The organism is Actinoplanes siamensis, from assembly GCF_016862395.1.
Taxonomy (GTDB): Bacteria; Actinomycetota; Actinomycetes; order Mycobacteriales; family Micromonosporaceae; genus Actinoplanes; species Actinoplanes siamensis.
The window spans coordinates 201,476-219,190 of record NZ_BOMW01000006.1 but is presented as its reverse complement, the minus strand read 5'-3'; the positions used below and the strand labels follow the sequence as shown (position 1 = coordinate 219,190).

Genomic DNA, 17,715 nt, shown 5'->3' with positions numbered 1-17,715 from the left:
GGTGTTTGGACACCGACGCTTGAACAAGGGGGCAGGATGGCCGCCATCTCCCGCGAAGAGGTAGCGCACCTGGCGCGCCTGTCGCGGCTCGCCGTGACCGAAGAGGAGCTCGATCGATTCGCGGGACAGCTCGACGTGATCCTGCAGTCGGTCGCCCGGGTCGGTGAGGTGGCCGCGGAGGACATCCCGCCGACCTCGCACTCGGTCCCGCTGACCAACGTGTACCGCGAGGACGTTCCCACGCCGAGCCTGGCGCAGGAGGCCGCCCTCTCCGGCGCCCCCGACGCGTACGAGGGCCGGTTCCGGGTGCCGCGCATCCTGGACGAGGAGGAATGACCGTGAGCGACCTGACCCGGAAGACCGCTGTCGAGCTGCGCGAACTGCTCGACGCGAAGGAGGTTTCCGCAGTCGAGGTGGCCACGGCCCACCTGGACCAGATCGCCGCGGTGGATGACCGTGTCCACGCGTTCCTGCACGTGGACCGCGAGGGCGCGCTCGACGCGGCGCGCCGGGTCGACGCCGGTGAGATCACCGGGCCGCTGGCCGGCGTGCCGATCGCAGTCAAGGACGTGGTGACCACCAAGGGCATCCCGACCACGGCCGCCTCCAAGATCCTGGAGGGCTGGAAGCCGCCGTACGACGCGACGATCGTCGAGCGCCTCAAGGCGGCCGGCATGCCGATCCTCGGCAAGACCAACATGGACGAGTTCGCGATGGGCTCCTCCACGGAGTACAGCGCGTACGGGCCCACCAACAACCCGTGGGACCTGGGCCGCATCCCGGGTGGCTCGGGTGGCGGCTCGGCGGCGGCGCTGGCGGCGTACGAGGCGCCCCTGGCGATCGGCACCGACACCGGCGGCTCGATCCGCCAGCCGGGCGCGGTCACCGGCACGGTCGGCGCCAAGCCCACCTACGGCGGCACCTCGCGGTACGGACTGATCGCGTTCTCCTCCTCGCTCGACACCCCCGGCCCCTGCGCCCGGACGGTGGAGGACACCGCTTTGCTGCACGCCGTGATCGCCGGCCACGACCCGCGCGACTCCACCTCGATCGCGCAGCCGGTGCCGGACGTGGTCGCCGCCGCCCGCCTGGGCCTGCAGGGTGACCTGACCGGCGTCAGGCTGGGCATCGTCAAGGAGTTCACCGGGGAGGGCGCCGAGCCGGGCGTGCTGGCCGCCTTCCGGGAGTCGCTGGAGGCGCTGGTCAAGCTGGGCGCCGAGGTCGTCGAGGTGTCCTGTCCGCACTTCGAGTACGCGCTGCCGGCGTACTACCTGATCGCCCCCAGCGAGTGCTCCTCCAACCTGGCCCGCTTCGACGGCGTACGGTACGGGCTGCGCGTCGGCGACGACGGCCAGCGCTCGCTCGAGGAGGTCATGTCGCTGACCCGGGAGGCCGGCTTCGGTCCCGAGGTCAAGCGCCGGATCATCATCGGGACGTACGCGTTGTCCAGCGGTTACTACGACGCGTACTACGGTCAGGCGCAGAAGGTCCGCACCCTGATCACGCGCGACTTCGAGACGGCGTTCTCGAAGGTGGACGTGCTGGTCTCGCCGACCACGCCGTTCGTGGCGTTCCCGTTCGGCTCGCGTACCTCGGACCCGTACCAGATGTACCTGGCCGACCTGTTCACGATCCCGACGAACCTGTACGGCGGTCCGGCCATCTCGGTGCCGTGCGGCCTTTCCGAGGGCCTGCCGGTCGGCTTCCAGATCATGGCTCCGACCATGGCCGACGACCGGATGTACCGGGTCGCCGGCGCGCTGGAGTCGGCGGTCGGCACGCTCACCCCGCCGGCCCTGTAACAGCCGGACGCCGGGAGGGGCCGGAGCGCGCTCCGGCCCCTCCCGGCCGGCTCGGGCCGGCCTGCTCCCTACTTCGGGGTGGACTTGGAGTCGAGCCAGGCGTTGATCAGCCTGCTGTAGTCCTTGCCGGTCTTCTCCTGGACGAACGCCACGAAGGCCGCCCGGTCCTGGTTGGTGTTGCGGTGCTCGGCCACCCACGCCTTCATCAGGGCGAAGAACTTCTTGTCGCCGAGCGCGTCGTTGAGCTCCTTCAGCATCCCCGCGCCGCAGACGTAGACGTTGCTCTCGGCGAAGTTGGCCGCCTTCGGCTTGCCGGGCGGGCCCACCGACTTGCGCAGCTCGGCGTCCCGCTTCCGGATGAAGCGCTCCAGGTCGGCGTCGCTGAACTTGTACAGCTTCTGCTCGTACAGATACTGCATGTACTGGGCGAAGCCCTCGTTGAGCCACAGATCGGTCCAGCTGCTCGGTGTGACCGTGTCGCCGAACCACTGGTGGGCGTACTCGTGGACCAGCGTCTCCTCGAACCAGTCCTGGTCGGCCTTCGCCCACTTGCCGGTGGGGCGCCCCAGGCTCAGCATCTGCTGGGTCTCCATGGCCGAGACCGAGCCGTTGACCAGGGCGCCGGCCGTCTCGAACGGGTACGGCCCGAGGTTCGCCTCCAGCCAGCTGATCAGCGCCGGCGACTTCTTCAGCACCGGCAGCAGCTTGTCGTCGGTCTTCGGCAGCACCCAGTAGCTGAGCTTCAGACCGTGCGGGCCGGTCTGCGTCACCTCGTGGAACTTGTCCACCGCGAGCGTGGTCAGGTACGCCGCGGTCGGCACGGCGGAGGTGTACCGGTAGGTGTTGCCCTCGACCGGGCCCGGCGTGCCGCTCGCGACGGCCGCCCAGCCCTTGGGCACGGTGACCGCGATGTCGTACATCGCCTTGTCGGAGACCAGCTCGTTGGCCGGATACCAGGTCATCGCGCCCCACGGCTCCTGCATGGTCCACAGGCCGCCGGTCTTGGTCGGGCGCAGGCCCACGCCCTCCTTGGCGTCGCTGCGGTGCGACGGGTAGCTCACCTGCTTGGGCGTGCCGTGGTAGTCGACCACCAGCGTGACCGGCCGGTCGGCGACCAGCCCGGCGGGGACGGTGAGCTTCTGCCCGGCCAGGGTGCCGGTGGCCGGAGCACCGTCCACGGTCACCTTGTCGACCGACAGGTTCGCGAAGTCCAGCTTGATCTCACTGGACGCGGCGGTCGGGCGGATGCGCAGGGTCGCCGTACCGGTGAAGATCTTGGTGGTCGGTTTCCAGTCGAGCTTCAGGTCGTACTGGAGGACGTCGAGCCCGGCGTTGCCGTGCTCGGGGTAGAGCCGGTCGGCGATCGGGGTGGACCGCCCGCCCTGCCAGGCCGTGTAGTCGACAGCCGGTGCGGCGCTCGGCGCCGCACCGGACGGAGATACTGGTTCAGTGGTGTCTGTGCAGCCCGCGCACAGGACCGCCGTGGCCAGGGCCACGCCGGCGAGAGATCGAAACATGGGCGGGAGGCTACCGCGAAGATCATTTTCTGTGGGGGCACGTAAACCCGGCGACGAGGCTTCATACCGGGCGACTAGGCTGGTCGTCTGTCCGTATACCGATGCCGCAGTGAGCCGGAGCCGAAGCACATGACCATCATCGCGCTGCCGTCCTACGACGACGCCATCAGCCGCTACGAGCCGGTCATCGGCCTGGAGACGCACGTCGAGCTGGGCACCCAGACGAAGATGTTCTGCGGCTGCCGGACCGACTTCGGCGCCGAGCCGAACACGCAGGTCTGCCCGGTCTGCCTGGCCCTGCCGGGCGCTCTGCCGGTGATGAACCGGGCCGCCATCGAGGCGACCATCCGGATCGGCCTCGCGCTGAACTGCGAGATCGCGCAGTGGTGCCGGATGGCCCGGAAGAACTACTTCTACCCGGACATGCCGAAGAACTTCCAGACCTCGCAGTACGACGAGCCGCTCTGCGTCGACGGCTACGTCGACGTGACCCTGGACGGCAAGGAGTACCGGATCGGCATCGAACGGGTGCACATCGAGGAGGACACCGGCAAGACCCTGCACGTCGGCGGGGCCACCGGCCGCATCCACGGCGCCACCGAGTCGCTCGTCGACTACAACCGGGCCGGCATCCCGCTCGTCGAGATCGTCACCAAGCCGGTGCCGGGTCTCGGCGCGTTGGCCCCCGAGGTCGCCAAGGCCTACGTCGCCGAGCTGCGTGACATCGTCCGCTCGCTGGGCGTCTCCGACGTGCGGATGGAGCAGGGCTCGATGCGCTGCGACGTCAACACGTCGCTGAACAAGCCGGGCGAGGAGTGGGGCACCCGCACCGAGACGAAGAACGTGAACTCGCTGCGCTCGGTCGAGCGCGCGGTCCGCTCCGAGATCATCCGGCAGGCCGGCCTGCTCGACGAGGGCGTCCGGATCTTCCAGGAGACCCGGCACTTCCAGGAGACCACCGGCGACACCCGGCCGGGCCGCTCCAAGGAGACCGCGACCGACTACCGCTACTTCCCCGAGCCCGACCTGGTCCCGATCGCGCCGGACCCGGCGTGGGTGGAGGAGCTGCGCGCCTCGCAGCCGGAGAAGCCCAGCGTGAAGCGGGCCCGGCTGCGCGAGGAGTGGGGGATCTCCGAGGTCGAGATGCAGTCGGCGGTCAACGCCGGCGCGATCGAGCTGATCGAGGAGACCATCGCGGCCGGCGCGTCACCTGCCGGCGCCCGCAAGTGGTGGCTGGGTGAGCTGGCCCGCCGCTCCAACGAGCTGGGCATCGAGCTCGCCGAGGTGGGCGCCGGTCCGGCGCAGGTCGCCGAGCTGCAGAAGCTGGTCGACGACGGCAAGCTGAACGACAAGCTGGCCCGGCAGGTGCTGGAGGGCGTCGTCGCCGGCGAGGGCTCGCCGGCCGAGGTGATGGCCGCGCGCGGCCTCGAGGTGGTCTCGGACACCGGCGCGCTGCAGGCCGCGGTGGACGAGGCGATCGCCGCCAACCCGGACATCGCCGCGAAGATCCGCGACGGCAAGGTGGCGGCCGCGGGCGCGCTGGTGGGCGCGGTCATGAAGACCACGCGAGGCCAGGCGGACGCCAAGACCGTCCGCGACCTGATCCTGTCCCGGCTCGGGGTTTCCTGATTTAGCTGTACGGTGTTCGGCCGGGTCCGCTGGGCGTTCCGCGACCCGGCCGGTCATCGCCCTTCGCCCGGCCCGTTTCCGGCGGGCCGGGCATCGGCTCGGCTCCTTGCCGGCAGTGCGCTTCGCGGGCCGCGGTCTCAGCCCTCCGCTTCCAGGCCTCGGGCCTCGCTTGTCCGGTCGCCGGTGTCGTCCACCAGGCCGGGAGCCATGCTGCCGCCGTGCGCCTCCTCCGGCCGCTCCTCGTCGGCGGCCCATCCGGCATCGGCCGGCTGCGCCTCGTCGTGGATCACGGAGTCGGGGTCCTGTTCCGGATTGACGTCGCTCATGATCGGCGTATACCCATCCGCCGCCCGCTGACTCCTCCCCGGCTCAGCGGCCGACAGCCGCCCGGTGGCCTCCAGCCGGAGCGCTCGGCGCCGGAGACTGCCGCTCGGTGACTCCTTGCCGGGTCAGCGGCTCGGCCGGCGCACCGGAGTGCTGGAGACCGTCGCCGGGGTCGAGGGCGCCGGAGTGACCCCCTTCTCCTCGTCGTCGAGGCCGACCACGTTGCGCTGCATCTCGACGTTCGACTCGCCGGTGCCGCCCAGCTCGATGTCGTCGTACGCCTTCAGTTCGTGGTTCTCGTCGAAGTACAGCACCGACAGCGAGAGCGGCGTCGGCTCCTCGTTCTCCAGCCCGCGCAGGCCGGCGCCACCTGTCGACCCCTCGACCATCAGGCGGGTCGGCATCGGGGCCGCAAGCGCCGCCGACGCCGACGGCGCGGGGGAGGGCGACGCCGACGCCGACGGGTCCGGCGTGGGCGGCGACGGCGCCGGCAGCATGGCGACCGAGCGCTTGTGCTTGTGGCCGGAGAGCACCAGCGGAACCACGCCGGACAACGGCTGGGCCATCGCCGGGTCGTGGACGAGCGCGATGTCCACCTTCCTGCCGGACTCCTGGATCGTCTTGACCAGGCGTTCCCCGGAGGCGGTGAGCAGCTCCGCGCCGGCGTTGTCGCCGGCCGTGTTCGACTCGCTCTTGTCCGGGGTGAACTGGGGGTCGCCGATCCCCGCGATGGTCAGCCCGTCGACCGTGGTGAGCTTGTCGTCGAGCACGACGGCGTTGCGCTGGCGGCCGACCGCGGCCTGGACGGCGACCGAGTCGTGGTTGCCGCGGACATAGATGTACGGCACGTTTGTCGACGGGATCGACGAGACGTAGGAGGTCTCGGCGCTGCTGCCCCAGTCGACCATGTCGCCGGTGTCGATCACCGCGTCGATGTCGAAGGTCTGCACCACGGTGCGGATCAGGCCCCACGCCGCCGGGTTCAGGTGCAGGTCGGAGACGTGCAGGATGCGGGTGGTGTTGCCGGCCGGCTCGTAGACCGGCAGCGCCGACACCGTGGTGTAGATCCGGCTGACGTTGCTGACGATCTGCTGCAGCTGATCCGCGTACCGCCCGTAGTTGTCCGCGATCCGCCGGGCGTCACCGACCACGGCCGGCGCGTTGACCAGCAGGCCCTCGTAACGCGGCTCACTGATCGCGTTCGGCCGGATGGTCGCGGCGGCCAGCCCGACGCTGCCGACGCTGACCACCAGCGCGGTCAGCCCGGCCGCCGCGGTGCGCCGGACGCTGCGGAAGATCAGCGCGGCCGCCAGGACCGCGCCGAGCACCGACAACCCGACCGTACGCAGGGCGAGCCGGGTCACCCCGTCGGTGACCTCGTCGACCGCGCGGTCGCCGGCCGTGCTGATCGCGGTCGGGTTGTCGATCAGCGCCTCGGTGCGGCTCTGGTCGAGCGAGCCGAGCTCCACCTTGAGGTGCAGCGTGCCACGGTGGCTGTCCAGGTGCAGCGACCCGAGCGGCGGGATGTCCACCTCGGTGCCGCCCAGCACGGTGGGCCGCAGCGACATCTCCGCCCGGAACGGGCCCACGTCGATGCCGGTGTGCGCGAACAGCATCACCCCGATCATCGCGGCGGTGATGCTGACCAGGCCGACCGCGGCGGCGATCCGGGTGCTGCGGAACCACCGGTGCCTCCAGACCCGGACGGTCAGGTCGGCCGCCGCGCGCAGGCGTCGGCGCCACGCGGGTGTGGCCGGGACGGTGAGCTCACTCATCGCGGCTCACCTGCCCAGCCGTGCGGATGGCGAAACAGTCATCGCCGTCTCAGCCCCGGCCGGGCGTGCGGCGGGGCGCTCATCCCCGTCCGAATTCCGATGGGCCTGTGGCGAAGCCGTCATCACCGTCTCAGCTCCGGCCGGCGCCGCCGTCCGAGAAGACGAGCCGGATCAGGCGGTCGTCCTCGGGGTCCGGCTTGCCGGTGTCCTCCTGGTTGGAGGTGCTCACCCAGAACGACCCGTCCGGCGCGGCGACCAGGGCGCGCAGCCGGCCGTACTTTCCGGTGAGCAGCTCCTGCGGGGTGCCCAGGACGGTGCCGTTGCCGGTGACGTCGAGCAGGTAGATCCGCTTGCCGAGCAGGCAGGCGGTGGCCACCATGGTCTCCAGCGAGGCCACCCCGCCGCACGACGAGTCGGCGGTCGGCCAGGCCATCAGCGGGTTGACGAACTTGCCACCGCCGGCCGTGCCGTCGGCCTTGGGCCAGCCGTAGTCCTTGCCCTTCTGCACCACGTTGAGCTCGGAGAACTTGGGCTGGGTGTTGTCGGTGGCGAACATCCGCCTGCTCTTGTCCCAGGTCAGGCCCGGCACGTTGCGGTGGCCGGAGGACCAGACCAGGGAATCCTTCACCGGGTTGCCCGGGGCCGGCCGGCCGGCCGTGGTCATCCGCAGGATCTTGCCGCCCAGACTCTTCGGGTCCTGCGCCTGGGCGCCGGTGGAGGTGCCGTCGCCGGTGCCCGCGTAGAGGTAACCGTCCGGCCCGAAGGCCAGGGCCCCGCCGTTCTGCTGGGGGGAGCGCGGGATGCCGGTGAGGATCGGTTCCGGCGCCTGGCCCAGGACCAGCTTGCCGATCCGGTTGTCGGTGGCGGTGGAGTAGTAGACGAAGATCGTCTTGTCGGACGTGTACTTCGGCGAGACGGCGATGCCCAGCAGGCCGCCGTCGCCGGAGGCGCGCACCTCCGCCAGGCGGGCCGCCTCGGTGACCTCGAGGCCGTCCGCGTCCGAGTCGGGACCGACCTTCAGGATGCGGGCCGTGTCGCGCTCGGTGACCAGGGCCGACCCGTCGGGCAGGAAGGCGATGCCCCAGGGCACCTCGAGGCCCTTGGCCAGCACCGTGACCGCGACCTCCCGGTCACCCGGGGCGTCGCTGGCGGTGGCGGCGATCGACGGGGCGGGCAGATTGGGCGCGGTGCCGGCCTGGTCCGGCCCGGGTGGGCCGAAACTGCACCCTGCGGTCAGCGCCAGCACGACCGTCAATGTCGCGACCGCGGCACGGCCCCGGCGGGAACGCACGGCCAGACCACCCCCTCAGCTCTGCTGCCGGTCACAGGGTAACCGCGGCCCCTGACAGTTCCCGGGGAGGCGGGTCACGGCCGCACGGTGGCTGGTTCGCCCTCCTCGTCAGCCGTGTCCGCGTCCTCCGCGGACGCCGGTGACTTGCCGGCCGCGGCCAGCACCAGCGGCAGGTTGTCCCGGGTGACGCCGGTCAGGCGGATCACGTTCCCGTTGTCGAGCAGGGCGGACACCCGGCCCCGCTGGTCCGGCGCCAGCTCGGTGATCCGGCTCCAGGGCACCCGGTTGCCGCCGAACAGGGCGCGGACCCGCAGCTCGTCGGCGTAGACGTCGGTGCCCGCGCGCCAGGACCAGGCAAGCGCGCCGAGCGGGACCAGCAGCACCGGTGCGAGCGCCCAGGAGGCGCCGGCCAGCGGCACCGTGCCGACGAACGCGATGCCGGAGGCCACCAGCGTGGCGCCGGATTTGCGAACGCGCAGGACGGGACGTTTGCTCACGCCTCCCATCCTCCCACTGGCGCACCGGCGGGTTTTCCGCAGCCCCGAGTTGACCCCGCGTCCGTCCATGGCCTTGCGATCCGTGGCCGGGCGGTCCGTAACCGATCCGGCGGCGTTTCGTTGTCCGGTGCAGCGACCGCTTGTTCCGCCCCGCGCGTCGGGAGCCGATCCCCGGCCTGAACGCAGAGGACTTCGTCGTGGCCGTGCCGCCCCGCACGCCGGCCCGCCCGGGCGCCGACGGCCGGGCGGTCCTGCTCGCCGTCGCCTCGGCGGCGGTTCTCGTGCTGCTCGCCGTCGCCGCCGGGCTGCTGCCCGGCCCGGCCGCACAGGCCGTGGGGGTGGGCGCCGCCGGCCTGTGCGCCGCCGCCCACCTGGTGGCCCGTCCCCGCCCGGTGCCCGCGCTCCGGTCCGGGTCCGGGGTGGCGCTGGTGCTCACCGCGGTGGCGGTCGCGGCCGCGGTCGGCATGGCGGCGGTGTGGCGCCCGCTGACCTCGCCCGGCTTCGGCGCCGAAGCCGTCGTCTTCGCGGTGATCATGGTCAGTGTGCTGGTCATGCGCGAGTTGCTGGTGGTCCGCGACATCCGGAGGTACGCGGCCCGCCTGCGGGTCACCGAGGCGCACTTCCGGTCACTGGTGGCCGGCGCCACCGACCTGACCCTGGTGCTCGACGAGCACCTCACCGTGCGCTGGCAGTCGCCGGCCGCGGCGCGGCTGTTCGGGCTGCGCGACGACGAGGTGGTGGGCCGCGCGTTCGGCGAGCTGATCCACCCGGAGGACGCCGGCGACGCGCTCGCGGTGATCGGGGCGGTGCTCGCCGGCGAGCACGAGGGCGGCCCACCGGTGCTGGTCAGCGCGCGGCTGCGGGACGGCGCCCAGCTCTGGCGGGACACCGAGTCGACCATCTCCGACCAGCGCGCGGTGCCCGAGGTCGCGGCGCTGGTGGTGCACGTGCGGGACGTCGGCGAGCGCCGCCACCTGGAGCGCACCCTGCACCGCCTGGCATACCTCGACCAGCTCACCGGCCTGGCGAACCGGCAGGCGCTGATGCGCGACCTGCTGGCCTCCCGCCGCCGCCCGGGGCCGCAGGGCACGCTGCTGGTGGTCGACCTGCACGGGCTGGCGGAGGTGAACGACACCCACGGGCGGGCGGCCGGCGACGCCGTGCTGATCGAGGTGGCCCGCCGGCTGCGCGCGCTGACCGGAGCCGAGGACGTGCCGGCCCGGCTGGGCGGGGACCAGTTCGCGGTGCTCACGCCGGAGTCGGCGGTCCCGGCTTACGCACTGGCCACCCGCATCGTGACAGCGCTCGGCGAACCGTTCGCGCTGCCCGGCGCGCAGGTGCGCCTGCACACCAGCGTGGGCCTGGCCGAGCTGGCCGGAGCTCCCGGGCCGGACGGGGCGCTGCGGCGCGCCGACCTGGCCCGCCGGCGCGCCCACCAGCTCGGCCGGGACTCGGTGGAGTGGTACGACCCGGATGTCGGGCTGCAGCTGCAACGCCGGACGGACCTGGAGCGCGAGCTGCCCGGCGCGGCCGGTCGCGGCGAGCTGGACGTCGTCTTCCAGCCGGTCACCGACCTGCGCGACGGTCGCCCGGTGGGGGTCGAGGCGCTGCTGCGCTGGTGGCACCCGCGGCTCGGGGTGATCCAGCCGGAGGAGGTGCTGCCGATCGCCGCCGATCTGGGCATCACCGCGGAACTGGACGAGTGGGTGCTGGACGTGGCCTGCCGGCACCTGCGGGACTGGACCGGCGCCGACGGCGGGTTCTGGGCGTCGGTCGGCGCCGGCCCGCGGGAGCTGCTCACCGCCCGCTTCCCGGAGCAGGTCACCGCCGCCCTGCGGCGGCACCGCGTGGCCCCGGAACGCCTGGTCGTCGAGATCGCCCAGACGTGGATCGCCGAGGACGGGCCGGCGATCGTGGCGGCGCTGGCCGGCCTGCGCCGGCACGGGGTGCGCGCCGCGCTTGACGACTTCGGCTCCAGCCGGACGTCGTTGACGCAGCTGCGCCGGCTCCCGGTCGACATGCTCAAGCTCAGCGAGCCGGCCGGGGGCGCGGAGCTGGAGGTGGTGGTCGGCCTGGCCCGCCGGATCGGGCTGGACATCGTGGCCAAGGGCCTGGACACGCCGCAGCACATCGAGCGTGCGCTCGCGGCGGGCTGCCGGTACGGCCAGGGGCTGGCGGTGGCCCCGCCCGCGCCGGCCGAACGCATCGAGGCCTACCTGGAAAGCCACCGGGTCGACCGCAACCAGTGACCGCCTCGGCGCCAGCGGGTTCGACAGACGCCCGGCAGTCAGCCGCCACCCCGGAGGCGTCGCGCGGGCCTCGAGAGGCCTGCGAAGTGGCCAGTCCGGGCGGCTGGGAGGTGTCTCGCGGGCTTCGGGTGGGCGCGGTGGGTCACGGGCGGGGTGGGGCGGTGCTTCCGCGGGGCGTCAGGTGGGCGGTCTGGGCCTGGACGTTCCCCACCCTCCGGCCGTCGATCGCGTTCAGCAGCTCCCGTGCCGCCTGCGCCCCGTACCCGGAGACGTCCCGGCTCAGCGCGGTCAACGGCGGGTGCACCAGACTGCACAGCGGCGAGTCGTCCCAGGCCACGATCGACAGGTCGCCCGGCACCGACAGGCCCATCTCCTGCGCCACGGCCAGACCCGCCACAGCCATCACGTCGTTGTCGTAGATGATCGCGGTCGGGCGGTCCCCGCCGATCAGCAGCCGGCGGGTGGCGCGGCTGCCCTCCTCGCCGGTGTAGTCGGCCGGCACGGTCACCGCGTCGGTCAGCCCCAGCGACGCGCACACCTGGTTGAACGCCTTGGTCCGCACCTGGGTGTGCAGCAGGTCCGGCACCCCGCTGACCCGGGCGATCCGGAAGTGGCCGAGCGCCACCAGGTACCGCACCGCCTCGGTGATCGCGCCGCCGTCGTCGGACCAGATCTGGGTGACCGCGCCGGCCTCGCCGGACCCGCCGATCACCACGGCGGGCAGCTGGAGCTGCTGCAGCACCGGGATGCGGACGTCGTTCTCCCGCAGGTCGGTGACGATCACGCCGTCGATCCGGCGCTCGCCCCACCACCGCCGGTAGACCTCCACCTCCTGCTCCGGGGAGGCCACCACCTGCAGCGTCAGCGCGTACGACTGGGCGCCGAGCTCGGCCTCGAAGCCGCTGATCAGGCCCATGAACCAGGGCTCGATGCCGAGGATCCGGGCGGGCCGGCAGAGGGTCAGGCCGACGGCGCGGGCCCGCGCGCCGGAGAGCGCCCGGGCGGCGCTGTTGGCGTTGAAGCCGATCTCCTGCGCGATGGCCAGGATCCGCTTGCGGGTCGCCTCGGAGACGCCGGGCTGTCCGTTCAGCGCATAGGACACGGCGCCCTTGGACACACCGGCACGCCGGGCGATGTCGGCGATCGTGGGCCGTTTCACTCAGTCTCCTCTGTGCCCGCCCGTGTGCGGAGAAGCCGGAAGCCGGAACCGGGAGCGGAAAGGTGGAAAGGCGGTGGTTTGCGGCTGAGCTTATCCGGCGGTGGCCGAGGGGAGCCGAACCGGCATCCGGAGTGTACTTGACCGGTTAAGTCACGGGGAGTCGATCGAGATCCGTCACGCTGCCGCCGGGGCCACGGCTTCGCCCAGCGGGAAGACGTCTCATCGAACGAGTCGGACGCCACGCACTAGCCTGCAGCCATGGCACTGCGACCTGACGAGTTCTACGAGCACGCCCTCGCCGCGACCGACGACGACCGGAGGCTGCCGCCGGCCCGGATGACGATGTGGGAGGTGAGCCCGTTCGAACCGGAGGGGTTGCGCGTCTCGCCCCTGCGCCCGCCGGTCCTGCCGGAACCTCCGCGGCACGGTGAGGACCCGTCGGACTGCGACAGTTGCCGGCACCGTGACCAGGGCATCTGGCTCGACGACCACTGGCGGCTGACCAGGGTGGCCGGCGCCGGCGTGCCGCTGGTCCTGATGCTCCATCCGCGTGACCACCACGATCTGGCCGATCTTCCGGACCCGCTCGCCGCCGAGTTGGGCGTGCTCACCAAGCACATCGCCGGCCACGTCCAGGCGCTGCCGCACGTCGCCCGGGCGCACGTCTCCCGATTCGGCGACGGCGCCGCGCACCTGCACCTCTGGTTCTTCGGGCGTCCGGAGGGCCAGGGCCAGTTCTTCGGGTCGTGGCTGCCGGTCTGGGACGATCTGCTTCCGGCGTACCCGGACGACGTGGCCGAGGCCGACGCCGCGAAGGTCGCGCAGGCGCTGGCCGAGTCCTACGGCGGCCGGGTGCCGCGTGGAGAACCCGGCGCGGCCGGGTGACGCGCTGAAAAGCGCCGAGAAGGCGGAAAAGCGTGAGGAGACCACGGCGGCCGGGTGCCGCGTGGAGAACGCCGCGCGGCGGGTGACGCGCTGAAAGCGCCGAGAAGACCGGGCTGACGCCGTACGACGCGAACGGAAGCGGCCGGGACCCAGGTCCCGGCCGCGCCGAAGGAACAGCTCTATTCCGGAACGCGCCGGTAGGCGCCGTCGCTCGCGCTGGTCGCCATCGAGGCGTAGGCGCGCAGCGCCGCCGAGACCGGCCGCTGCCGGTTGGCCGGGGAATACGGCTTGGGACGCCGCTCCTCCTCGTGCCGGCGCTGGGCCAGCACGTCGTCGTGGACGTTGAGGGTGATGCTGCGGCCCGGGATGTCGATGGTGATCTCGTCACCGGTCTGGACCAGCGCGATCAGGCCGCCGCCGGCCGCCTCGGGGGAGACGTGGCCGATGGAGAGGCCGCTGGTGCCGCCGGAAAACCGGCCGTCGGTGATCAGCGCGCAGGCCTTGCCCAGGCCCCGGCCCTTGAGGAACGAGGTCGGGTAGAGCATCTCCTGCATGCCGGGGCCGCCCTTGGGACCCTCGTAGCGGATGATCACGACGTCGCCCTCGACGACCTCCTTGCCGAGGATGCCGGCGACCGCGTCGTCCTGGGACTCGTAGACCCGGGCCGGACCGGTGAACTTCCAGATCGATTCGTCGACGCCGGCGGTCTTGACGACGCAACCGTCCGGGGCGAGGTTGCCGAACAGGATCGCCAGCCCGCCGTCGACCGTGTACGCGTGCTCCACCGACCGGATGCAGCCCTCGACCGCGTCGGTGTCCAGCTTCGCCCAGCGGTTCGTCGTGCTGAACGGCTCGGTGGTGCGCACCCCGCCCGGCGCGGCGTGGAACAGCTCCAGGGCCTCGGGCGACGGGTTCCCGCCGCGGATGTCCCACTTGTCCAGCCAGACGGACAGCGACGGGGCGTGCACCGCGCGGACGTCCGTCTTCAGCGCGCCGCCGCGGTTCAGCTCGCCCAGCAGCGCCGGGATGCCACCGGCCCGGTGCACGTCCTCCATGTGGTACTTCGGGCTGTTCGGCGCGACCTTGGCCAGGCAGGGCACCCGGCGGGAGATCGCGTCGATGTCGGCCACGCTGAAGTCCAGGCCGGCCTCCCGCGCCGCGGCCAGCAGGTGCAGCACGGTGTTGGTGGAGCCACCCATCGCCACGTCCAGGGCGACCGCGTTCTCGAAGGCGTCCCGGTTGGCGATCGAGCGCGGCAGCACCGACTCGTCGTTCTTCTCGTAGTACTCCTTGGCGATCTCCACGATCAGCCGCCCGGCCTCGGTGAACAGCGCCTTGCGCGAGGCGTGCGTGGCCAGCGTCGAGCCGTTGCCGGGCAGCGACAGGCCGATCGCCTCGGTCAGGCAGTTCATCGAGTTGGCGGTGAACATGCCCGAGCACGAGCCGCAGGTCGGGCACGCGGAGCGCTCGATGGTGTCGAGCTGGGCGTCGGTGACGTTGTCGTTGGCGGCCGCGCTCATCGCGTCGACCAGGTCCAGCTTCTCGTGGACGATGCCCTCGACGGCCACCGTCTTGCCGGCCTCCATCGGGCCGCCGGAGACGAAGACCGTCGGGATGTCGAGCCGCAACGCGGCGATCAGCATGCCCGGGGTGATCTTGTCGCAGTTCGAGATGCAGACCAGGGCGTCGGCGCAGTGCGCGTTCACCATGTACTCCACCGCGTCGGCGATCAGCTCGCGGCTGGGCAGCGAATAGAGCATGCCGCCGTGGCCCATCGCGATACCGTCGTCGACGGCGATCGTGTTGAACTCCCGCCCGACGCCGCCGGCCGCGGCCACCGACTCGGCGACCAGCCCGCCGAGGTCCTTGAGGTGCACGTGCCCCGGTACGAACTGGGTGTAGCTGTTGGCGATGGCGACGATCGGCTTGCCGAAGTCGTCGTCGGTCATGCCGGTGGCGCGCCAAAGGGCGCGCGCGCCGGCCATCGTGCGACCGTGGGTCGAGGTCCGGGAGCGCAGCTCAGGCATTTCCCCATAGTGCCACCGAGCAGGGGCGCGACGGCCAGGGACGTCCACAGCGCGGGACGCCCAGGGTTTCGCGATCGATGAAGATCCGGCAGAGTGTGTGCGTGCATTCACCGTCCGGTATGGAGCTTGCCGGCCTCGCTGGCCTGCTCGCCGCCGTCCCGGCCGTCGCCCTGCTCGGGCAGTCGGGCCGCCGCCACACCGGGGCCGCGCGCCGCGCGCATCTGCTGCTCGCCGCGGGCGGCGCGTTGATCGTCGGGGCCGCCCTGGCCGGTCTGGCCACCGCGGTGCTCACCGAGCACCGCGGCGGCGGCCTGGCGCCGGGCGCCACCACGCTGGCCACGCTGATGGCGGTCGGCATGGCGACCGGCACGCTGGCGCTGCTGGCCGGCACCGTGGCGTTGCCCGGCGCGGCCCGCGGACCGGCGGCGGCGCTGCGCCACGTGCTGGACGGCCTGGTCATCGCGGCGGCGATCTGGTTCGTGGGCTGGGTGCTGGTGGCCCGGCCGACCCGGCTGCTCGGCGGCGCCACGCCGTACCAGTGCGCCGCGGTGATCCTGCCGGCCGTGCTGGCCGTGGTGGCGCTGGGGCTGACCGGGGTGCTGGCGTTGCACGCGCACCGGCCGCGGCGGCACACGGTGCGGGTCGGCGTCGGGGTGAGCCTGTCCGCGGTGGCCTCGGCCGGGGTGTCCGGCGGCATCTGCCGCCGGGGCGACGAGCTGGTGCTGACCTCGGTGCTGCTGCTCAGCGCGGGGCTGATCCTGGTGGCCTGGGCGGTGCGGGCCGCGGACCGGCCGGTGCGGGTGACCGGCGACGTGCTGGAGCGCGGCGGGGCGTACGCGGTGGTCCCGATGCTCGGGGTGGTCGCCGCGCTCGGCTACCACCTGGCCGAGGGCGGCACGCTCGACGCGTACGGCTATTTCGGGATCAGCGTCGAGGGTCTGGCCCTGGTCGCCCGGCAGTTCCTGGCGCTGGACGACGTGCGGCGCTACACCGTGCAGCTGCGCCAGCGGGAGAAGCACTTCCGTGACCTGGCCCACACCGACCCGCTCACCGGCCTGGCCAACCGCCGTGGGCTGCAGCTGGCGCTCAAGGGCCAGGACGGGCGGAAGGCGCTGATCGGCATCGACATGGACGGCTTCAAGACCGTCAACGACCTGCGCGGGCACGACGTGGGCGACGCGGTGCTGGCCGAGGTCGGCGCCCGGCTGCGGCGCAACCTGCTGGACGGCGACGTGGCGGCCCGGCTGGGCGGCGACGAGTTCGCGGTGCTGATGCGCGGCGACGCGGACGAGGCGGTGCTCGCCGCGCACCGGCTGCTCGCGGTGCTGGGCGAGCCCTACGACGTGGACGGCGGCCAGATCTTCCTCTCCGCCAGCGTCGGCGTCGCCTCCACCGGCGAGCTGCTGCACGACGCCGACCTGGCCCTGCGCTACGCCAAGCAGCGCGGCAAGAACCGGGTAGAGCGGTACCAGGCGGGCTACGACGAGCTGCTGCGCCGCCGCGGCACGCTGACCGGTGAGCTGCGCCACGCGATCGACCGTGACGAGCTGCGCCTGGTGTTCCAGCCGGTGGTGGCCCTGCCGTCGATGCGGCCGGTGGGCGCCGAGGCGCTGCTCCGCTGGACGCACCCGGAGCTGGGCCCGGTCCGGCCGGACGAGTTCATCCCGGTGGCCGAGGAGTCCGGCCTGATCAACCGGATCGGCGCCTGGGTGCTGGAGCAGGCCTGCCGGCAGCTCGCCGACTGGCTGGCGGCCGGCCACGACATCTGGATGTCGGTGAACCTGTCGCCCAAGGAGCTGCACAACGCCGACTACGCCGCCCAGGTCGCCGACATCCTCGCCGAGCTGGGCGTCCCGCCGCAGCGGCTGGTGCTGGAGGTGACCGAGCACGCGGTCGCCACCGACATGGAGGAGCTGGTCCGGCGCCTGGCCGAGCTGCGCGAGACGGGGGTGCGGATCGCGCTCGACGACTTCGGCGCCGGGTACTCCTCGCTGACCCAGCTGCGCACTCTTCCGGTGGACATTCTCAAGATCGACCACGCGCTGGTGGCCGAGCCGGAGTCCCGGACCGGCACGGCGGCGCCGCTGGTGGACGTGGTGGTCCGGCTGGGGCACCGGCTCGGGCTGGAGGTGCTCGCCGAGGGGATCGGCACGCAGGCCCAGCGCGAGGTGGTCGAGGAGGCCGGCTGCCGGCTGGGCCAGGGCTCGCTGTTCGGCTGGGGCGTGCCGGCCGAGCACTTCGAGTCGCGGCTGGAATCGCTGCGCCCGGTCGGCCCGCGGCCGCTGCCGGCGCCGCGCTCGGGGCCGCCGGCCGGCGCGCCGGCCCGCAGCCAGGTGATCCGCCTCGGCCCCGGAATGCGGCAGCTCAGAGCGTTGTTGCCGACCGATCCGGAATTCTCCGCCTCGGTCGGTGATCAAAATGTGGGATCAGTTGACTCAGGCCGTGAGATGGGGCAAGGTTAGCCGCATGTGCTTCGCGTCCCGAGTACTTATCTGAGCGCACCGCTCCTCTGCCGAGGAGGGTGCGCTAGGTCCCGTGCTTCTGCACGAGGACCTTTTTT

General features: G+C 72.5%; 13 protein-coding genes. 6 read left to right on the top strand and 7 right to left on the bottom strand.

All coding sequences use genetic code 11. The features are described 5' to 3' along the window. The first annotated feature begins 36 nt into the window (after positions 1 to 36). Together gatC and gatA are read left to right on the top strand one after the other, a co-directional pair. Positions 37 to 336: an Asp-tRNA(Asn)/Glu-tRNA(Gln) amidotransferase subunit GatC gene (gene gatC / locus Asi03nite_RS02755; RefSeq protein ID WP_203676757.1), complete on the top strand. Its 300-nt coding sequence runs from the start codon at positions 37 to 39 to the stop codon at positions 334 to 336. A 2-nt stretch (positions 337 to 338) separates the two neighbouring features. Then, entirely contained in the window at positions 339 to 1,802 is a 1,464-nt protein-coding gene (gene gatA, locus Asi03nite_RS02750; RefSeq protein WP_203676756.1) for an Asp-tRNA(Asn)/Glu-tRNA(Gln) amidotransferase subunit GatA, read from the top strand. Between the two features lie 68 nt (positions 1,803 to 1,870). On the opposite strand, the gene Asi03nite_RS02745 is transcribed toward gatA, so the two are convergent. After that, positions 1,871 to 3,319 (bottom strand): M1 family metallopeptidase, encoded by a 1,449-nt coding sequence (locus Asi03nite_RS02745; protein WP_203676755.1) that lies wholly within the window; start codon positions 3,317 to 3,319, stop codon positions 1,871 to 1,873. 129 nt (positions 3,320 to 3,448) lie between these two features. Between Asi03nite_RS02745 and gatB the strand changes: the two genes are divergently transcribed. Continuing rightward, the gene (gene gatB, locus Asi03nite_RS02740; protein WP_203676754.1) at positions 3,449 to 4,948 is read left to right on the top strand and encodes an Asp-tRNA(Asn)/Glu-tRNA(Gln) amidotransferase subunit GatB; all 1,500 of its coding nucleotides are present in this window, start codon (positions 3,449 to 3,451) and stop codon (positions 4,946 to 4,948) included. Positions 4,949 to 5,085: 137 nt separating this feature from the next. On the opposite strand, the gene Asi03nite_RS02735 is transcribed toward gatB, so the two are convergent. From Asi03nite_RS02735 to Asi03nite_RS02720, 4 genes are all read right to left on the bottom strand, one after another. After that, positions 5,086 to 5,274 carry a hypothetical protein gene (locus Asi03nite_RS02735; RefSeq protein ID WP_203676753.1) on the bottom strand — a complete coding sequence of 63 codons (189 nt, stop codon included), beginning with the start codon at positions 5,272 to 5,274 and terminating at the stop codon, positions 5,086 to 5,088. 123 nt (positions 5,275 to 5,397) lie between these two features. Then, positions 5,398 to 7,047, bottom strand: coding sequence for a metallophosphoesterase family protein (locus Asi03nite_RS02730; RefSeq protein ID WP_203676752.1), 1,650 nt, complete (start codon positions 7,045 to 7,047; stop codon positions 5,398 to 5,400). A 130-nt stretch (positions 7,048 to 7,177) separates the two neighbouring features. Continuing rightward, positions 7,178 to 8,344 carry a PQQ-dependent sugar dehydrogenase gene (locus Asi03nite_RS02725; protein ID WP_203676896.1) on the bottom strand — a complete coding sequence of 389 codons (1,167 nt, stop codon included), beginning with the start codon at positions 8,342 to 8,344 and terminating at the stop codon, positions 7,178 to 7,180. 68 nt (positions 8,345 to 8,412) lie between these two features. Then, positions 8,413 to 8,835 carry a PH domain-containing protein gene (locus Asi03nite_RS02720; protein WP_203676751.1) on the bottom strand — a complete coding sequence of 141 codons (423 nt, stop codon included), beginning with the start codon at positions 8,833 to 8,835 and terminating at the stop codon, positions 8,413 to 8,415. Positions 8,836 to 9,032: 197 nt separating this feature from the next. Here Asi03nite_RS02720 and Asi03nite_RS02715 point away from each other — a divergent pair, with 197 nt between their 5' ends. Further along, positions 9,033 to 11,084: a putative bifunctional diguanylate cyclase/phosphodiesterase gene (locus Asi03nite_RS02715; RefSeq protein WP_239102312.1), complete on the top strand. Its 2,052-nt coding sequence runs from the start codon at positions 9,033 to 9,035 to the stop codon at positions 11,082 to 11,084. Positions 11,085 to 11,226: 142 nt separating this feature from the next. Here Asi03nite_RS02715 and Asi03nite_RS02710 read toward each other — a convergent pair whose 3' ends face one another. Next, a complete protein-coding gene (locus tag Asi03nite_RS02710) occupies positions 11,227 to 12,243 on the bottom strand; it encodes a LacI family DNA-binding transcriptional regulator (RefSeq protein WP_203676750.1) in 1,017 nt (338 codons plus the stop codon). 258 nt (positions 12,244 to 12,501) lie between these two features. Between Asi03nite_RS02710 and Asi03nite_RS02705 the strand changes: the two genes are divergently transcribed. Further along, positions 12,502 to 13,128, top strand: coding sequence for an HIT family protein (locus Asi03nite_RS02705; RefSeq protein WP_203676749.1), 627 nt, complete (start codon positions 12,502 to 12,504; stop codon positions 13,126 to 13,128). A 179-nt stretch (positions 13,129 to 13,307) separates the two neighbouring features. On the opposite strand, the gene ilvD is transcribed toward Asi03nite_RS02705, so the two are convergent. After that, entirely contained in the window at positions 13,308 to 15,155 is a 1,848-nt protein-coding gene (gene ilvD, locus Asi03nite_RS02700) for a dihydroxy-acid dehydratase (protein WP_203676748.1), read from the bottom strand. Positions 15,156 to 15,232: 77 nt separating this feature from the next. On the opposite strand from ilvD, the gene Asi03nite_RS02695 reads away from it, so the two are divergent. Further along, complete coding sequence (locus Asi03nite_RS02695) at positions 15,233 to 17,617, top strand: putative bifunctional diguanylate cyclase/phosphodiesterase (protein WP_373872077.1); 2,385 nt, start codon at positions 15,233 to 15,235, stop codon at positions 17,615 to 17,617. Positions 17,618 to 17,715: the final 98 nt, after the last annotated feature.